We start from the raw sequence: 17564 nt of genomic DNA, 5'->3' as shown, positions 1-17564 counted from the left end.
GCAGGCTGGGAACAGTAACGAGGTATGCCAGTGAGTAAATTGATTATTCTGAATATTTCACGTACCGTATTAATAAATAGTCAAAAAAAACAAACCCTTATTTAAAACCTACAATAATCGTCAATAAATTACAAGCTTTTTTAACACTTGTACCAGACAAACTAATTGTGCATATGACATCTCAGGGATAAACTTTACCGGCAGATGTTCGGAAAATATTGGAACTGCCGGCCTGCACATTCAGGAGGATCCAGATGAAAGCTAATGAACTTAGAGATTTAATAAGAAGAGATAAATTCGCAAAAACTACGTCAGGTTTCTGCCAAGGGATCGTCCAGGCAAATGTAGTAATTCTTCCGGAAAAGTACGCGTTCGACTTTTTTCTTTATACTTTCAGAAATTCAAAAGCGTGTCCGGTTATTGATGTAATGGAAGCTGGTAAAACAGAATCAGATCTGGCGAGAGGATCTGATATACGCACGGACGTGCCAAAATACTTTATATACGAAAACGGGGAACTGAAGAAGGAAGTTTCTTCAATAAAAGAGTTGTGGCAGGACGATTTTGTCACATTCCTCCTAGGATGCAGCTTTACCTTTGAAAGTTCGCTCCTAAATGCGGATATTCCACTTCGACATGTGAAAGCTGGAAAAAATGTGGCCATGTATAAAACAAATATTGCTACAGAATCAGCCGGACCTTTTTCAGGACCGTTAGTTGTATCTATGAGACCAATCAAAGAAGAATTGGTTGAAAAAGCAGCTCAGGTGACAGGAGAATTCACTCAAATGCATGGAGGCCCTGTCCATATTGGCGATCCTGCTGAAATCGGCATCCAAGATATTGAAAAGCCTGATTATGGGGATTTTGCAGGCATCGGGGAAGGGGAGGTGCCTGTGTTCTGGGCATGCGGCGTAACTCCTCAGGCTGCTGCAGTGGCAGCAAAACTGCCAATTATGATAACACACGCCCCAGGGCATATGTTTGTCACAGATATTAAACATGAAGAACTATGACTCCAATTAAAATGTCAGCAGTTGTGGAATTTTCTCTTTTAAAGGCCCTGTGGGCGGAAAAGACCTGTATATCTGTTTTCACGCCTTCTTTTTTCGGTTATAATATGAGTAACAGTGAGATATAAATAAAAAGACCGTTAGTGCTGCCAACACTAACGGCCAGTAATAGTCCAGTTCCCTTCAAAGGGGATTGGCCGCAGGGATGATAAGGAACCCCACTTTCAGAGCCGTGAACTCATGAGTGGGGCCTTATCTTTTTTCGTGAAAAGACAATACAGCGACTACTAATAAACCGAAAGAAATCATTAAAGTTAATGCTTCCGCGGCAGTCACCATAGGCTTCACCCCCTTTCAGCCGGAGATGAAAGCCAACCCCCTATGAGTTTCTGAACCATTACTCTTCTATTATATCATTTTTTATAGCAAAACAGGAACATTTGTTCCCTTTTCGAGCTGCGAGAAATCAATAATAGTAAATAATTACTAATAAACAGGACCGGGTTATGGTTCTTTTTTATTTTTTTATAGAGGGTTGAGGGTTTAAGCATTCTGGGAAACCTCTTGTCTAAAGTTTAATTTGCGCTCAATTGGGAAATTACAGCTGAACCTTACTGCCATTTGCCCTGTCTTTTAAGGGAGTTTTCTCCCGATCCCAAATTTAATTTTTTTAAAATTGGGTATGTAATGGTTAGGAGTATATTAATCCATACTATTAGTGCTGTAAATAAGGCAGAAGATTATAGGGAGAGTGACAGCGTTGGAAGAAATACCACAGTCATTGATACTGTTATTAGTCGTACTACTGTTTTTATCCGCATTTTTTTCCTCCGCTGAAACAGCTTTTTCCAGTGCGAACCGGATCAGGCTGAAGTCAATGATGGAGGAAGGGAATAAAGGCGCAGAAAAGGCGCTGTATATAACCGACCGGTTTGACCAGGTGTTGTCCACTATTCTAATTGGAAACAACATCGTTAATATAGCGGCAGCTACGATTTCAGGAGCTGTTGCAACCCAGCTTTTCGGACCAAATCTTGGTGTTTTTATAAGTACGTTTGTATTAACCGTTCTTGTGCTTATTTTCGGAGAGATCATCCCGAAATCTCTTGCGAAAGAATATGCGGAAACGTTCACTTCCAAAATATCCGGTATCATGCTTTTATTAATGAAAATTATCGCGCCTGTAAACTGGGTTTTCCTGCAGATTAAACGAGGGGTTACGAAGCTCATTAAGAAAAATGAGACAAGTCCGTCTGTCACAGAAGAAGAACTGAAGATGATGGTGGAATTAAGTGAAGAGGAAGGCGTCATTGATGAAACGGAAAGAGAGCTCGTACACCGTTCCTTTGATTTCAATGATATTATCGTGGAGGAAGTTTTTAAACCCCGGACAAACATGGTCGCACTGAACATTGAAGATGCCCCTGATCTGATTAAGGAAACGTTTTTCCGGGAACGCTTCTCGAGGATTCCAATCTACGAAGGTAATATTGATAATATTATCGGCATCTTATCGGAACGTGATTTTTTAACAGCTTATATTAAAAATGAAGTGGACATACGTGCTTTGCTGCGAGACCCTATTTTTGTCGTAGAATCCATGAAAATCAATACATTGCTGCCGCAGCTTCAGAAAGAGAAAACCCATATGGCTATCGTCATTGATGAGTATGGGGGAACAAGCGGTTTAATCACGCTCGAAGATATATTGGAAGAGCTTGTCGGAGAAATTTATGATGAACACGACGATGATATCAAGTTATTTAAACAGGTGGATACTTCCACTTATTTATTTCATGCTGATTATCCTCTGGATGATTTCGTTCGTTTTACCGGCGTGGAACTCCCGGACACAATTCACCATACGATCGGCGGCTGGCTGTCCGAAGAATTCCAGCGTGTGCCGCAAAAAGGGACGGAGTTCAGCTACGAACATATAAAATTAACGATACACGAAGCAGATGAACGAAGGGTGCATTTCGTGATGGTGCATACGGGCAGCTGATTTAAAAACCGGAAGCCACTTGGTTGGGGGCTTCCGGTTGTTTGTTGTTTGTATTAATGATACCACTCTTGATGTTCAGGGTCTTTTACCTCGTGGACTACCGAAATGTTTTCTAAAACGTTGGCAACAGAACGGGACGCAAGGATCACACTTCCGGCTAAATAGAGAAGAGTACCAAGTGTAATGCCGAAATAGGAGAGGTTGAAAAGACTCCCGCCAACAAATAAAATCCCTACCAGCAAATCATTGACTGTTCTTGATAATTTACATTGCTTTTTAAATACAATGCGGTTACTCCCTACCCTAATCATCAGCTTATCTGTTTCATTTCTCATCCGAGGCATGGATCTTCCCCCTTTATCTCTCTGAAATTTTTAAAGACGCATACACACAGCTTTAATTTGCTTAATAGGGCATATTCTGGATTTATTGCTGATAATCAGGAGTATAATTCGTTTAACTATGTTTATGCACTATTTATCTCTGTATTATCCGATTTTATATAGCTAAAACTCCATTTTTTAAAATGTAATTAATTAGTAATAATTTTAACTGAAGAGTAAAGCCGGCGGATAAAAAATGAGTAATTTGTCAGGGGAAGCGGTGAGGGTGGGTGTGTTAAGATTGTTTGTTAGTTTGTTTTTGGACGGTGGAGGCAGGGAAGGTTAGGAATTCTTCAAAGGGTACTTGCTTAGGGAGGGAACTGGAAAAATAATTGGTCATTCGGTGTTTTATCTGGACAAATTCCGATTATCCAGGCAATATTTGTCCAGCAAACGGTAGAATCTGGACAAATCTTCCCTCTAACGTTAAAATTTGTCCAGAAAAGAGTACGATCACTGGAAAATACAAGTAAATTAAATACATATGTTACCTAAAAAGTAATTCGAAGGAAAAATAACCCGTCAATCGGAGTTGAATCTGGACAAATTTCGGTAGGCCAGGTAATATTTGTCCAGCAAACGGCAGAATCTGGACAAATCTCATCTAAACCGTTAAAATTTGTCCAGAAAAGGGTTTAATCACTGGAAAATACAAGCAAAGTCGATACGTATTTTAACTAAAATTTAAATTGCAGGAAAAAAACCGTCAATCGACGTTGAATCTGGACAAATTCCGGTCGGACAATTAATATTTGTCCAGCAAACAGCGGAATCTGGACAAATTCCATCTAAAACGTTAAAATTTGTCCAGAAAAGGGTTTAATCACTGGAAAATACAAGAAAGTTAGTTGCATATTTTACCTTTAAAGCAATTTACAGGAAATTTTACCGGTCATCCGCCGTTGAATCTGGACAAATTCCGGTCGGACAGTCAAGATTTGTCCAGCAAACGGCGGAATCTGGACAAATCTTCCCTCTAACGTTAAAATTTGTCCAGAAAAGAGTACGTTCACTGGGAAATACAAGTAAATTAAATACATATTTTACCTAAAAAGTAATTTGAAAGAAAAATAACCCGTCAATCGGAGTTGAATCTGGACAAATTTCGGTAGGCCAGGCAATATTTATCCAGCAAACGGCAGAATCTGGACAAATCTCATCTAAACCGTTAAAATTTGTCCAGAAAAGGGTTTAATCACTGGAAAATACAAGCAAAGTCGATACATATTTTAACTAAAATTTAAATTGCAGGAAAAAAAACCGTCAATCGGAGTTGAATCTGGACAAATTTCGGTAGGCCAGGCAATTTTTGTCCAGCAAACGGCAGAATCTGGACAAATCTACACCTAACAACGGAAATTTGTCCAGAATAAATTTACCCAATAACTCGTGTGACAGTGTTAAGGATATACTTTCCCATTCCAACCACCATATTTATAAGTAATTCTGTTTTCACTTTTTTCATTATCGGTTATAATAAAGGTAAGAAGACGGTATAAATAAGAAGACCGCTAGTGCTGGTAACACTAACGGTCTGCAACAGCTTAGATCCCTTCAAAGGGGACTGGCGTATGAGGGTTGATAAGTTACCCCATTTTTGAGCCGCTAACTCATGAATGGGGGCTTATCTTTTTTCGTTAAAAGATAATATGGCGACGATTAATAAACTGAACGAAATCATTAATGTTAATGCTTCCGCAACTGTCACCACAGACACCACCTCCTTTCAGACGGAGATGATACCAGCCCCCTATGAGTTCGCCTAAACTATTACTTTTCAATTATAACATTCATGCCTCGTATGTGAACATTTGTTCTTAAAAGTCATAAATTTATGGTAACCTGTTACATATCCCTATTAATCCTCCCAATAGTAAATCACCCGAAATAATGATATAAAAGTAAATAGCATTTTTTTCTAAGGAGCAGTTTCCGTTATGTTTACTTTATCTGAAGGTTCGCTTTTTAAAAATAGATCGTATCTTCTCGTCTGGGTGGCGGGGTTGTGTGCGATGCTCGGCTTTTCCATGTTCTTTTTATCAATATCATGGTTTATTGTGGATGTGCTGCAGGAGCCTGCAGTATTAGGCATCGTCCTTATGGCCATGTCTGTTCCCCGTGTAATTATGATGATATATGGAGGCATCCTTGCAGATAAAATGCGCAAATCGTTAATCATGTTTGTAACCAACCTCCTGCAGGCGGGTATCATGGTTGCGCTGATTATCATGTTTCTAAATGGGTCTCTGGATGTAACTTCCCTGATTATCATCGCATTTATATTCGGCTTTCTCGATGCTTTCTTTTTTCCTGCTGTTTCTTCCATGATTCCTGTCATTGTGGAAGATGCTCAATTGCAGCGGGCCAACTCCTTATTTCAGGGTTCCACGGAGCTCATGTTTATCATTGGGCCCCTTATTGCAGGGGTGCTGCTGACGATAGGAGACTTTACACTTACTTTTTCAGCATCGGCAATTCTCATATTATTGTCGGCGATTTTGGTGTTTCCACCGCTTCTCAAAGATCCAAAACCGGACAGGACCGGGGAAAAACAAAGTGCCATGAAGGATCTGAAAGAGGGGCTTTCTTATGTAATGAATTCGGATGTCCATAAAACAGGAACTCTTGCCATAGTCGTTATTAATTTGTTTATGATCGGGCCAATTCTGATTAGTTTTCCGATTATTGTTGAAGGATTAGGGGGGCGTCCCCTGGAGTTAAGTCTCCTAGAAGGGGGCCTTGCACTTGGAACGTTCACCGCGAGTATCTTCATCGTTATCTGGAACACGAGAAAACGGCGGGGGAATGTTGTTTTTACAGCACTCCTCGTGAGTTTCCTTCTGTTTATTGTTTTCAGCAGAATGGAAGCGTTCGGGCTGCTCATTTTGCTCGCAGCATTGACGGGATTCGTTGCTATGTTTGTATATTTGCTTACGGTTACGATGGTGCAGGAAAAAACAGAAAAAAATAAACTTGGCAGGGTAATGAGCATCATTACTCTGGCTGCAAGCGGTTTTGAGCCTGTGGCATTCGGTCTGATTTCGATTCTTGTCGCAGCAGACCTGCCAATTCAGACAGTGCTGACGTTTTCAGGAGTGACTGGATTGCTTTTAAGCGTATGGCTTGTATGGAAAAGCAAGGCGTTCAGGAGTCTGGATTAACAAGGTGAGATAGAAGTATCTCCAGTTAGACGTATAAATACCGTATTTTTCCACAAACTAGAAAGAAAAGAAGTAAAGGTGTGGGAAGTATGTGGCTGTTGGATATGCTGTTTGGCTGGAATGAAAACGAACGGCAGAAAAATTATGAAGAGAATATTGTAAAAATGGAAGAGAAGGGAAAATGCCCCGATTGTTTCGGCTATGGATACAATATGTTTGCGAATGATTATTTTTATGTAGCTTCCCATGGCGAGTGCCAGGGGTGCGGCGGAACCGGGACGTTCGAAGCCTGGAGCAGCAGAGAGTGAGTGGGGGAGGATCGGCTCTTCCTCATTCAACCCTCTAACTGTTTGAACGTTGTGTGAAAAACCAACAATCCCCTATGTATTTGTCGATTATCCAACGTGTCTCTTCTTATTGTATGTTGAAACCTATAAATCTATTAATTAAACTCAAAGTGTAGGAGAACCGTTTTTCTTAATAAACTATGCCTGGGAGGTATTACAATGAGGTTAGAAGGAAAAGTAGCGGTCGTGACAGGAGCAGCTTCCGGAATGGGGAAAGCAATTGCTGAGCTTTATGCAAAAGAGGGTGCAAAAGTTGTTTTAGCAGATTTAAATGTTGAAGGTGCTGAACAGCTCGCAGAAGAAATTACGAACAATGGCGGTACGGCTGCAGCTGTAAAAGTAAACGTGGCAGAACTTCAGGACGTAGAGAATATGATTGACACTGCGGTGAAAGAGTACGGCACATTAGACATCCTTGTAAACAATGCTGGAATCATGGACGGCTTTGAACCGGTGGGAGATATTTCAGATGAAAAATGGGAGCTCATTTTTGATGTAAACACAAAAGGCGTCATGAGAGCGATGAGAAAAGCAATTCCAATTTTCCTCGAAAAAGAAAATGGGGTTATCATTAATGTAGCTTCAACCGGCGGGTTCAGCGGTGCTCATGCAGGTGCAGCTTATGGAGCATCCAAGCATGCCGTGATTGGACTCACAAAAAATACAGGATTTATGTACGCTAAAAAAGGCATACGCTGCAACGCGATTGCACCAGGAGCGGTTGAAACAAATATTGGTTCCAGCATGTCAAATATAAACCAGTTTGGTATGGAGCGAGCCGGAATGACTCACGGTTTATCGCCACGATCCGGTAAACCGGAAGAAATTGCCCAGGCAGCACTTTTCCTCGCCTCCGAGGAATCCAGTTTTGTTAATGGAACTGTCGTTACAGTAGACGGCGGCTGGACATCAGCATTCTAAACAAATAATAACAAGGACGATCCTCTTCTATCGAGAATCGTCCTTTTCCTTTAAATTTTCTCCACAAGCCCATCAAAAGCACCTAAGGAAACAGAATGAACTTCCTGTGCTTCTTGTTCTCTTTTATAGAAAAACTTTATCCCTTTAAACTCATGAAAAAATACGGTTTCTCCAGTGTATAATTTTATTTTAGTACCGGGCCGAAGGGTTTTCATAAAAGATCGCAGCTCATTTTCCGATGCAAAAAACCAGCTGACAGGAAAGTAATCCAATTTTCCTTTATGCAGTTCTGCGAGAAACTTCCCATTCATCACATTCAGTTTTAATTTTCCCCGACGCCGGGTTTTGTACTTTCTTCGTTGTTCCAGAGTTTTTTGAGGGTAATCGAAATAGATAACCCCGTTTTTCCGCACGGATTCATTTAATACATGTGTCTTTTCCTCTATTGTTCTGTTGAATAGTTTCATCGAACACTCCTTATATATATTTATACATAAATATCCGGGATTACCTTTTAATAGAACAGATTCCTCTGTTTTCACTTGGTTTCCGAAAGAATTTTCCAGTTCATAATCAGTTCATAATTGTTTTTTATAATACTAATTGCAAGGGTATATCCCGAAGGCATAACTGCCCCCCTACGGAGAATAAGGCGGGCGCCCCTTGCCAGTAACTAAATGCCCGCCTGATCTCCGATGCAGATTGGTTCAGGCAGTGATCAGAATTGAAATAAAATGGGTTTAGGTTATTAAAAATTGAATAAAGGAGTAAGATATGTTTTTTCATCCAATGGATTTTTTAATCATTATAGCCCTCGGTTTAGCAATGTGGGCTCAATCTAAAGTACAAGGTAACTTCAGGCAGTGGGCTAGTGTACAGGCTGCCTCACGAATGACTGGAGCTCAGGCTGCCAGATACATTCTGGATCAGGAAGGCCTCTCACATGTTAAGGTGGAGTTTTCAAAAAACGGCACCCTCTCTGATCATTATGATCCTTCTGCTAAAACAGTTCGCCTGTCTGACCAGGTTTATCAAGGTACTTCTATTTCCTCACTGGCAGTAGCTGCACATGAAGTGGGGCATGCCATACAGGACAGTACAAATTATTCTATGCTCGTACTGAGGCACCGATTATTTCCTTTAGCAAATATCGGATCTCAGTTCGCACCATTTCTGTTTCTCGGAGGTTTTCTCCTTGGGCTAACCAACCTGATCGGCATTGGGATAGCATTATTTGCAGGAGCAGTCCTATTCCAGGTCGTTACCCTGCCAGTTGAATTCGATGCCAGCAGGAGGGCAAAGAACAAGCTGCTTGAGTTTGGGATGATTAACAATAACGAAGAAAAAGGTATTGGAAAAGTGCTGAATGCAGCTGCTCTCACTTATGTTGCAAGTACGTTAATGGCAGTACTTCAGTTGATTAAATTTATTATGATTTTCCGCAACAGGCGCTGAGGAGCAATGACCAGCAGAAAGCAGAGGGATAAAAAATGAAGATAAATATGACAGATTTACCGGGTGTAGGGAAGAAGGTTTCTTTCATAAATGGAGAAGAAAAATTGATTGTTATGATTTTTCACTATACAGGTAAAAGAGAGCTTTACTTTTTTGAAGACTACGAAGATGATGATCCAATATTTACATTTAAACTGTCAACCGAAGAAGCAAATCAGCTTGGAGCACAGTTCCTCGGTGCTGCATTAGGACCAGAAACCGGCATTGACAGGGAAAGAATGAAGAAAATCCAGAAACAGGCCGTTGTTGAATGGCTGGATATTACAAAACACTCCAGTTTTGCAGGTAATAGTTTTGGAGAACTAAATAAGTTAACTCCAACTGGTATATCCATACTAGGCATCTTCCGAAATGATGACTTTATAGCAAGCCCTGATGAAAATTCATTACTGGAAATTAAGGATACGCTGATGCTTGTTGGCAAAAGAGCACTAGTAAAAGAGTTTATCCGCTCTTGTGAAGAGGTGAACTAACCGTGGATTTCCCCGAACTTTTAGTCGCAGGCTTAATTTTGCTCCTTTTATTTATTACAGGTTTTGCAGGAGCAAAATTTAAAATCCCTAATATAATCATGTTTATTTTAGTGGGGATAATTATTGGGGGGTTGTTTACTGACACTCATCTCCTTCACTTTGCAGGAGAAATTGGCATTGTGCTGCTGTTCTTTATGCTTGGTATGGAATTTCCTGTAAAACAACTTTTATCAGTAGCGAAGAAAGTTCTGCGGGCCGGAGTTCTGGATGTAATACTAAGTTTCGGTGTTACAGCAGGGATATGCCTGCTCATGGGGCTGGATGTTTTATCTTCTCTTATTATCGGCGGTGTTGTTTATGCTACAAGCTCTTCTATCACAGCAAAAATGTTAGAGAGCTCTAAGAGAATGGCAAATCCCGAGTCAGAATTCATGCTTGGTTTACTTATATTCGAAGACTTAGTTGCCCCGATCCTTGTTGCCGTACTTGTTGGTGTCACAGCTGGAACTGCTGTAACTACGGGTTCAATGGGGTTACTAGTTCTAAAGGTGCTTATACTTGTAGCCGGAGCAATAATTCTTGGACGCTTTGTGTTCAGTAAAGCAGGCGGCTTCTTTGATAAGTATATGAATGAAGATATTTTTCTCTTGTTTGTTATCGGCCTGGCGCTTGTATACGGAGGCCTGGCGCTTTACCTTGATTTATCAGAAGTACTGGGTGCTTTTCTTGCAGGAATAATGCTTGCTGAAGTGAGAAGGACACATGAACTGGAACATCTCGTAGTCCGTTCAAGAGATTTGCTGCTTCCGCTATTCTTTCTTTATTTCGGGACCACGATTAATTTCTCAGATGGAGTACCAATGATTTCATTACTGCTTGAAATACTTGCCTGGTCTGTAGCTGCTAAAATTATTGTTGGTTATTTCGGCGGACAATGGTACGGACTTTCCAAGCGGATATCATTGAGAGCAGGTCTTTCCTTAACACAGAGAGGAGAATTTTCAATCATTATAGCAGCTCTGGCTGCAGGGACAATTCAAGCATTCAGCAGTATTTTTATAATATTATCGGCCGTGCTCGGCATTCTGTTGTTCCAGTTTGCTCCAGCTATTTCTATAAGGATTTTTGGACGGAAAAAGCTCCGGGAACAAAGAGCCTTAGCAAGGTAGAAAAACAGAGATTTTAATATTAATGAGAATACAGGAGGCTGGGAGTATGGATACATTTAAGTCAATAGACGTTAAGCAGATAAGAACTTTAAAAAACGAATTAACCCGCTTCATGATGACATATAAATTCGCTCTTGATGAACTGAATACGAAAATTGATATTTTAAAACAGGAATTCCATTTTGTACATGACTATAACCCAATAGAACATGTTAGTTCGAGGATTAAAACACCGGAAAGCATTCTGAAAAAAGTTCAGAAAAAGGGGTATGAATTAAACTTAAAATCCATAAAGGAAAACATTCAGGATATAGCAGGCGTCCGGATTACTTGTTCCTTTATTTCAGATATATATGAGCTTAGTAACATGCTGTCAAAACAGCAGGATATCAAAGTACTGGAGGCGAAAGATTATATAAGTAACCCAAAGACCAACGGTTACCGCAGCCTTCATATGATTCTCGAAGTTCCGGTCTTTATGTCTGACAGGGTTGAAAATGTCTGTGTGGAAGTTCAGATCCGCACTATCGCTATGGATTTCTGGGCAAGCCTTGAACACAAAATTTACTATAAATATAATCGCACCGTTCCGAAAAGATTAGTCAGGGAACTGACTGAGGCAGCAGAATCAGCCGCTCAGCTGGATAGGAAGATGGAGCGTATTCATAAAGAAATGAACGAACTGAAGGAAGCAGTTGATGAAACAGAAGAGGGACATGAACTGCGGCTGAACAACGAACGTTTCTATTTACCGAATGAGTTTTTAAAATTAAGTGAAAGATTATCGGAAAAATAGAATTAGAAGGAGTGGTTACACATGAATTTTTTCAACCAGGAAAACTATCCTGTTTATATACGAAAAGAACTGGAAAATATGCAGGCTTCAATTAAGCCGCTGATTAAGAAAGCGCTCATTTACGGGTTCATTTCTATCCCTCTGTTTGGGATAGCAGTTTTCAATTTGTACTATATAATCTTTGACGCTTCTGTAACTGAAAACATTACAACCCTCTTAATCCTATTTTCTGTCATCGGAGCTCTCGGTCTTGCCCTTTTTAAAGAATCACGGCTGAAAAATAAAGAGGCTCAGGAAAGCAGCCTTAAATATATAAGAGACAGAATGGCTAAAAGCGAAGTAGTTCATGAGGATTTGAAAGAAGGATATTTAAGAAAGTTAAAAGCAGAGCCTTTTAATCAATTTAATTTGTTCAGCGAGTTTCTTGCTCAGGAAGAACGAATCCGCAGATTAAACGAAAAACAGCAGGATGAAGATAACAGCACTTCTGAGTAATCAGAGGTGCTTTTCTTATCTTCCTGGGGGAAATAAATAAAAGACAAGTATGGAAAAAAATAGATAGCTAATCTCTTAAACACAGTGTAATATAAAATAAATGGATTTCAGAGATCCATTTAGAGGAGAAAACCAGTTCCTTTTCAAAAAAATAGTGTTACTCCCAAAGCATAAATCCGTAAATACGACACCACTCTGACGGGCAATGCCCACAGATAGAAAGGGAGAGGCAGTCTGGCATAGAGAATGAAACTTTACTATTAAAAGTCACATTGTCTGCCAATAATTGTCTTATTTTTCGGAATATTCATATACTGAAAGGGTGTATGTCAGAATGGAAACACAAGATTTATTCATTAAGGAACAAAGTATTTTCAGCCATACAGGGAATAAAATAATTACTAACGACAGAGAGATTAATATAATAGCCAGATATATGGAACCGAGGATTGTTGTACTGGATAATGTATTAAGTGATGAAGAATGTAAAGAACTGATCAGGCAGTCAGCTGACAGACTCACTCGGTCCAAAATTGTTGATACAAACGACGACCATGAACTTAGAACGAGCAGCAGCATGTTTTTTGAGGAAGCGGAAAATGAAGTGATCGCCAGAATTGAAAAGCGAGTCTCCCAAATAATGTGCATACCGGAGGAACATGGGGAAGGCCTGCAAATTCTGAATTATAAGCCTGGGCAGGAATATAAAGCACACCATGATTATTTCTCTTCCGCGGCAAGGCCGGTGAGTAATCCCCGTATCAGCACCCTTGTCATGTATCTGAACGATGTGGAAGAAGGTGGGGAAACGACTTTTCCGAAACTGAATTTATCCGTATCACCGAAGAAGGGATCGGCCGTATACTTTGAGTATTTTTATAATGATCCTGAACTCAATGAGCTAACTTTGCACGCCGGCACCCCTGTGATTAAAGGGGAAAAATGGGCGGCAACACAGTGGATGCGAAGGAAGCGGGTACAAGGATAAAAGAGCAGCGACTCCTAATAACGTATGGATTTTCCATACGTTTTTTTTAGTAAATGCAGAGGTCTATGAGGGAGTGAAAAAGTTGAAACTTATGACCATTATTATATCTGGCTTAATTTTACTGACAGCTTGCTGGAATACTGCGGAAGAAGGGGAAAAGCTTCCAGAGGAAATACCGGACGACTTTAATTTTCAGCTGAAATATGGGTTTGAGGCAAGAGATATTCTTGATACCTACGAAGATACTTTTGTACATAATATGATTGAGAAAGAGGATATAACGATAGACTTTCAATTATCAGACGAAGAAATGGAACAGATTTATTCTATGATGGCGGAGGCAGATATTTTAAACTCAGCAGAAAATGCGAGCGAATATACATGTGCCGATCCATATGAAGTAAATGAACTTCAAGTAACGATTAATGGGGAAGTGTATGAGCGGGAATGGATTACTTCTTATTGCGAGAAGAAGCCAGATAAGAAGCTGGAGGAATTTATTTATGTCCTGCATACGGAAATTGTTATGCCGAGAGAGGAGTACCGGGAACTCCCTGAGCCTGAAGGGGGCTACGATTGAGTTGCGATTATAAATATATTAAAAATTAAGAATCTTATAAAAATATGGAGGATTTGATACTTTTATAACGAAATCTTACTACACAATCGTTTCATCGATACAACTTTTTAGGGGGCATTTAGCATGAGAATTTTACATGTGCAAAGGGAAGTAATGGCCAAGTCGATGAAAGTTAAGCCTTTTTTTGAATATGTGATGGGGTGTGTGGAAACGGAACTGGGAGAATTAGGTTATGACGTAATGGTGTTTTATAATTGGCCCCAGCCAGGGGAACGGGATATAAGCATAACGTTGATTTTAGGCACTCAAGTCATAAACATAGGCATCAGCAGGGCAGAGGTTGAAAGGCGGAAGGAATATGCACCGTTTGCGCTGGACTGGCTCATCTGGTCGGAGATCCGCATGCACGGGATAAAAATACAGGACAGCCAGTACATGCAGACGCTCTTCCAGCCTGAAAGACTGAAAAAATAATATACAAAACAATCAGCAGGCGGACTAACGCTGCTGATTGTTCTTCTTAAGGGTATACTTAAAAGAAGTACATTAAAAGACCCTCCTCGCCCCAACGAACCTCCTGAGCCAGTATTCATTTAAAGGCGTAATTGCCACTTTTTTCTCTTCCCTGGATGTATGGAGCATTTGGCCATTTCCAAGATAAAGTGTTACATGGCCAATTTTTTCTATCCCATTCCTCTTCCTTCTCTTCTTTGTTGTAAAAAATAACAAGTCTCCTCGTTTTATTTGCAGAAATGGTACTCTTTTCCCTGCCTTATATTGTTCCCTCGAGTTACGAGGCAGGTCAATCCCGTTTTCCTTAAAAATAAACTGAATAAATGAACTGCAGTCAAAGGAAGCAGTCTGAAACGGAGGAGCATTAAATACATAAGGCTTCCCTAAATACATTAAACCGGTGTTGATAAGTTTGTTTATTTTCATCCCTTAACCTCATTTAGCAGTTGATTCAATATATTTACGCAGCAGCATTGCAAACCGTTCATCCGCTTCTGTTTACTGGAGGCAGATGCCCGGATAACGTCCCAAAAACAAACATGATTTGTCCACTTTTCGAATAGCAATTACTAAAGCGTGGTTTTAAATATAAGGGGGCGAATAAGATGCCGGAAGTAATTTTACGGCTGTTTATGAGTGAACAACAGGCCCAGTCTGTTTTATCAAGTCCGATCATTGAAGTGATTTTCACAGTGCTGTTTTTCACCTTTGCAGCAGCGTTTTTTCTTCATATTATGCTGTATCTCAGGCTGAAACGAATCCGCCATTTTTTACAGCATTCTGGATCTATGGATATTGAGCCGCTCAAGTCCATTAAATCAGAGTTCGAACAAAAACAGGCAGAAGAGCCAGTTAAAGCGGAAACATTTGTGCAGGAGAAGTTTTCCGGATGGCGGGTATTTAATTTTCCCGTCGTAGGGCTCATTAAATTAATCCAGATGACCGTTTCCATGTTCATTTTAATCGGGGTTCTTGGAACGTTTATCGGGCTGACAATGTCCCTTGGGAGTATCGACTCAACCGGAGAGCAGCTCGTAGAAAACGTAGCCAGCGTTCTGGCAGGGATTGATGTCGCTTTTTACACAAGTATTGCCGGTATGGGTTTGTCCCTCATTATGACAATTTTGCTCAGGGTGGCCAATACCGAATTTTTACTCACAGACATTATGCTGAAAACAGAGGCCCAGCTGGAAGGCAGCGAACAGGCTGGAATGGCCCGGCTGATAGAGGTTTCTGAAACGATTAATGCTAATATTGTGGAGCTTCGGGAGTCAAACGAGCAGACTTTAGGAAAAATTGAAAAGTCCTTTCGTGGTTTTCAGGAGTATACTTCCGGGCTTCAGCAGGCTGCAAAGGATCTGAGCAGCTTTAATGAAGGACTGTCGGAAAACCTGGGGAACTTCCAGCTGATTTTTAAGGACGTAAAAGAAATGGCAGCAGGATTCCATACGACAGCAGCAAAACTAAATGAAAACTTCACTCAGCTGTTTTCGTATTTAAATAAAATGGATAAGCGAAACGAACGGATGACACACGCTTTCCAGGAAACGTACAACAAAATCGAGACGCTTACTGTTTCACAGATCAAGACGATGGAGCATTTTGAAGGAGCAGTAGAGGAGTGGAAAGAATATGTTTCCGTGCTGTCAGACAGGCAGGTTGCGGCACAGGCTTCCTTCGAAAAAATAATGGGGAACAGTGGCGCTTTAGTAAATCTGATGAAAGAAAATAATAAACAGTTTAAAGGAATTTTCGGAGATGATGTAGGGTCGAAACTTGGAGGCATCCAAACCTCTCTACGGGAGCTTGCCTTTGATTTCGAAAGGATGAAGAATGCCATCGTTGAGGTGCCTGGTGCACTGGAAGCCATTCATTCCACACAGGCTGATTATAAAAATGTTCTGGCGGACCGTTTTGATGATTTAAGGCAGCTTAACCGTGATTTTCACCAGCAGCTTCAATCCCTTTCCGGGAATTCCGTAAACTTGGAAAAGCAGCTCAATGCTGGTTTCCGAATGAACGAACAGCTCGGGGAGAAAAATCATCAGCTGATCAGTGAAATGAACCGGAGTATAGAGGCTATGTCCAGTTCGTTTTCACAGCGGGAGAATCAGCTGGAAGCAGGTGTCGCTGTCCTCAAAGACACGCTGTCCCGTTATGTGTCCGGAATGGACAGCACGCTTGGGGAAAAACTCGATAAAGTGAGCAGGAATCTCGGTGAATACATGCTTGAAATGAACGGGGCGGTAAAAAAAGAGTTCAGGCAAATCAGTGAGTTCACTGTTGAGAATCAGGAGAAAAGCCTCCGGTTAAGCCAGCAGTCCCTGGAAGGGCTGACGCAGGAAGTAGGGAATTTAACCCGCCAGCTAAGGATGATCACAGAAGTAGCAGCCACACAGCAGCCAGGTAATCAAGGGCGGATAAAGGTCGGGTCAGGAAATGATTAATAAATATCAGCGTCTGTTTAAAGGGGAGCAGGAGGAAGGGCATTTCTGGCCGTCATTCACGGATCTGCTGTCAGCTGTTTTACTTTGCTTTGTGTTAATTTTTATCATTATGATGGTTATTAAATCATTCCAGATCGAAGAAATGAAGCGGACGATCGACCAGATCATGGGGGTCAGGGTAAATCTTGTTGAGGACTTAAAGGAGGAATTCAGTGGTTCCGAGCTTGGCATTGAAGTAGATGAAAAAACAGGTGCGATCATTTTCAGCTCTGATGTGCTTTTTGATTTCGATGCTACAGAGCTTAAACCGGAAGCATTTGTGTTTTTGGATGAGTTCGTTCCTGCCTATCTCGACGTTTTGCTGGAAAAAGGTTATGAAAGTTATATATCTGAGATTATAATTGAGGGCCATGCCGACCGAAACGGCGGTTACCTGTATAATTTAAATCTTTCCCAGGAACGGGCGTTCAGTGTAGCGGAATACATTTTGAGTGAGGATTTTCCTTACAGAAACATACAGGGGGCGGTTAAGGAGAAGCTTACTGTAAACGGAAAATCGTATACAGACGGGCGGGAAGACAAGGAAGGAAACTACAGCGCTCAGGATTCCCGGCGGGTGGAATTTAAATTCAGACTGAAAGACGAAGAAATTCTTGATAAAACAAGGGAGCTGCTTGGGGGAGCGTGAGGAATTCAGGAGATAAGAAGGAAAGTATGAGGGAATAAAGCAGTGAGGCTCTTGCGGGAGTTCATTTTCG

20 protein-coding genes are annotated in these 17564 nt (G+C 40.8%); 15 read left to right on the top strand and 5 right to left on the bottom strand.

Features of this window, described 5'->3' with window-relative positions; genetic code table 11:
• Positions 1-254 precede the first annotated feature (254 nt).
• Entirely contained in the window at positions 255-1016 is a 762-nt protein-coding gene (locus BK582_RS16345; protein WP_078596062.1) for a putative hydro-lyase, read from the top strand.
• 249 nt (positions 1017-1265) lie between these two features.
• Here the strand turns inward: BK582_RS16345 and BK582_RS28325 are convergent, their stop codons facing one another.
• Entirely contained in the window at positions 1266-1352 is an 87-nt protein-coding gene (locus BK582_RS28325; protein ID WP_414458024.1) for a putative holin-like toxin, read from the bottom strand.
• A gap of 421 nt (positions 1353-1773) precedes the next feature.
• Between BK582_RS28325 and BK582_RS16340 the strand changes: the two genes are divergently transcribed.
• Complete coding sequence (locus BK582_RS16340) at positions 1774-3018, top strand: hemolysin family protein (RefSeq protein ID WP_078596061.1); 1245 nt, start codon at positions 1774-1776, stop codon at positions 3016-3018.
• A gap of 53 nt (positions 3019-3071) precedes the next feature.
• On the opposite strand, the gene BK582_RS16335 is transcribed toward BK582_RS16340, so the two are convergent.
• Both BK582_RS16335 and BK582_RS28320 read right to left on the bottom strand, forming a co-directional pair.
• Positions 3072-3362, bottom strand: coding sequence for a YrhK family protein (locus tag BK582_RS16335; protein WP_078596060.1), 291 nt, complete (start codon positions 3360-3362; stop codon positions 3072-3074).
• Positions 3363-5025: 1663 nt separating this feature from the next.
• Positions 5026-5082 carry a hypothetical protein gene (locus tag BK582_RS28320; RefSeq protein WP_414458023.1) on the bottom strand — a complete coding sequence of 19 codons (57 nt, stop codon included), beginning with the start codon at positions 5080-5082 and terminating at the stop codon, positions 5026-5028.
• Positions 5083-5338: 256 nt separating this feature from the next.
• On the opposite strand from BK582_RS28320, the gene BK582_RS16330 reads away from it, so the two are divergent.
• The 3 genes from BK582_RS16330 (at position 5339) to BK582_RS16320 (ending at position 7830) form a co-directional block, all read left to right on the top strand.
• On the top strand, positions 5339-6562 hold the full coding sequence (locus BK582_RS16330) for an MFS transporter (protein ID WP_078596059.1): 1224 nt from the start codon (positions 5339-5341) through the stop codon (positions 6560-6562).
• 89 nt (positions 6563-6651) lie between these two features.
• Positions 6652-6870 (top strand): hypothetical protein, encoded by a 219-nt coding sequence (locus BK582_RS16325; protein ID WP_078596058.1) that lies wholly within the window; start codon positions 6652-6654, stop codon positions 6868-6870.
• 198 nt (positions 6871-7068) lie between these two features.
• Entirely contained in the window at positions 7069-7830 is a 762-nt protein-coding gene (locus tag BK582_RS16320; RefSeq protein ID WP_078596057.1) for an SDR family oxidoreductase, read from the top strand.
• A gap of 50 nt (positions 7831-7880) precedes the next feature.
• Here BK582_RS16320 and BK582_RS16315 read toward each other — a convergent pair whose 3' ends face one another.
• Positions 7881-8297 carry a hypothetical protein gene (locus tag BK582_RS16315; RefSeq protein ID WP_078596056.1) on the bottom strand — a complete coding sequence of 139 codons (417 nt, stop codon included), beginning with the start codon at positions 8295-8297 and terminating at the stop codon, positions 7881-7883.
• 307 nt (positions 8298-8604) lie between these two features.
• Here BK582_RS16315 and BK582_RS16310 point away from each other — a divergent pair, with 307 nt between their 5' ends.
• The 8 genes from BK582_RS16310 to BK582_RS16275 all read left to right on the top strand — a co-directional run bounded on the left by BK582_RS16310 (position 8605) and on the right by BK582_RS16275 (position 14320).
• Positions 8605-9285, top strand: a complete 681-nt coding sequence (locus BK582_RS16310) for a zinc metallopeptidase (RefSeq protein ID WP_078596055.1) — start codon at positions 8605-8607, stop codon at positions 9283-9285.
• A 47-nt stretch (positions 9286-9332) separates the two neighbouring features.
• Positions 9333-9818 carry a cation:proton antiporter regulatory subunit gene (locus BK582_RS16305; RefSeq protein ID WP_244895408.1) on the top strand — a complete coding sequence of 162 codons (486 nt, stop codon included), beginning with the start codon at positions 9333-9335 and terminating at the stop codon, positions 9816-9818.
• A gap of 2 nt (positions 9819-9820) precedes the next feature.
• Positions 9821-10987 (top strand): cation:proton antiporter, encoded by a 1167-nt coding sequence (locus BK582_RS16300; protein ID WP_078596053.1) that lies wholly within the window; start codon positions 9821-9823, stop codon positions 10985-10987.
• 46 nt (positions 10988-11033) lie between these two features.
• The gene (locus BK582_RS16295; RefSeq protein WP_078596052.1) at positions 11034-11783 is read left to right on the top strand and encodes a GTP pyrophosphokinase; all 750 of its coding nucleotides are present in this window, start codon (positions 11034-11036) and stop codon (positions 11781-11783) included.
• A gap of 21 nt (positions 11784-11804) precedes the next feature.
• Positions 11805-12278 carry a DUF5392 family protein gene (locus tag BK582_RS16290; RefSeq protein WP_078596051.1) on the top strand — a complete coding sequence of 158 codons (474 nt, stop codon included), beginning with the start codon at positions 11805-11807 and terminating at the stop codon, positions 12276-12278.
• A 334-nt stretch (positions 12279-12612) separates the two neighbouring features.
• Positions 12613-13266, top strand: coding sequence for a 2OG-Fe(II) oxygenase (locus BK582_RS16285; protein WP_078596050.1), 654 nt, complete (start codon positions 12613-12615; stop codon positions 13264-13266).
• A gap of 73 nt (positions 13267-13339) precedes the next feature.
• Positions 13340-13846: a hypothetical protein gene (locus tag BK582_RS16280; protein WP_169911071.1), complete on the top strand. Its 507-nt coding sequence runs from the start codon at positions 13340-13342 to the stop codon at positions 13844-13846.
• 123 nt (positions 13847-13969) lie between these two features.
• The gene (locus BK582_RS16275; RefSeq protein WP_078596048.1) at positions 13970-14320 is read left to right on the top strand and encodes a hypothetical protein; all 351 of its coding nucleotides are present in this window, start codon (positions 13970-13972) and stop codon (positions 14318-14320) included.
• Positions 14321-14392: 72 nt separating this feature from the next.
• Here the strand turns inward: BK582_RS16275 and BK582_RS16270 are convergent, their stop codons facing one another.
• Complete coding sequence (locus BK582_RS16270; protein WP_078596047.1) at positions 14393-14785, bottom strand: C40 family peptidase; 393 nt, start codon at positions 14783-14785, stop codon at positions 14393-14395.
• A 179-nt stretch (positions 14786-14964) separates the two neighbouring features.
• Between BK582_RS16270 and BK582_RS16265 the strand changes: the two genes are divergently transcribed.
• Both BK582_RS16265 and BK582_RS16260 read left to right on the top strand, forming a co-directional pair.
• Positions 14965-16806: a MotA/TolQ/ExbB proton channel family protein gene (locus BK582_RS16265; protein ID WP_078596046.1), complete on the top strand. Its 1842-nt coding sequence runs from the start codon at positions 14965-14967 to the stop codon at positions 16804-16806.
• Positions 16799-17494 carry an OmpA family protein gene (locus BK582_RS16260; protein WP_078596045.1) on the top strand — a complete coding sequence of 232 codons (696 nt, stop codon included), beginning with the start codon at positions 16799-16801 and terminating at the stop codon, positions 17492-17494. The genes BK582_RS16265 and BK582_RS16260 overlap by 8 nt, the downstream gene beginning before the upstream one ends.
• Positions 17495-17564 lie beyond the last annotated feature (70 nt).

This window comes from Evansella clarkii (genome assembly GCF_002019695.1).
In the GTDB taxonomy this organism is placed as follows: Bacteria; Bacillota; Bacilli; order Bacillales; family Salisediminibacteriaceae; genus Evansella; species Evansella clarkii.
This window is presented reverse-complemented; position numbering and strand designations above follow the sequence as displayed.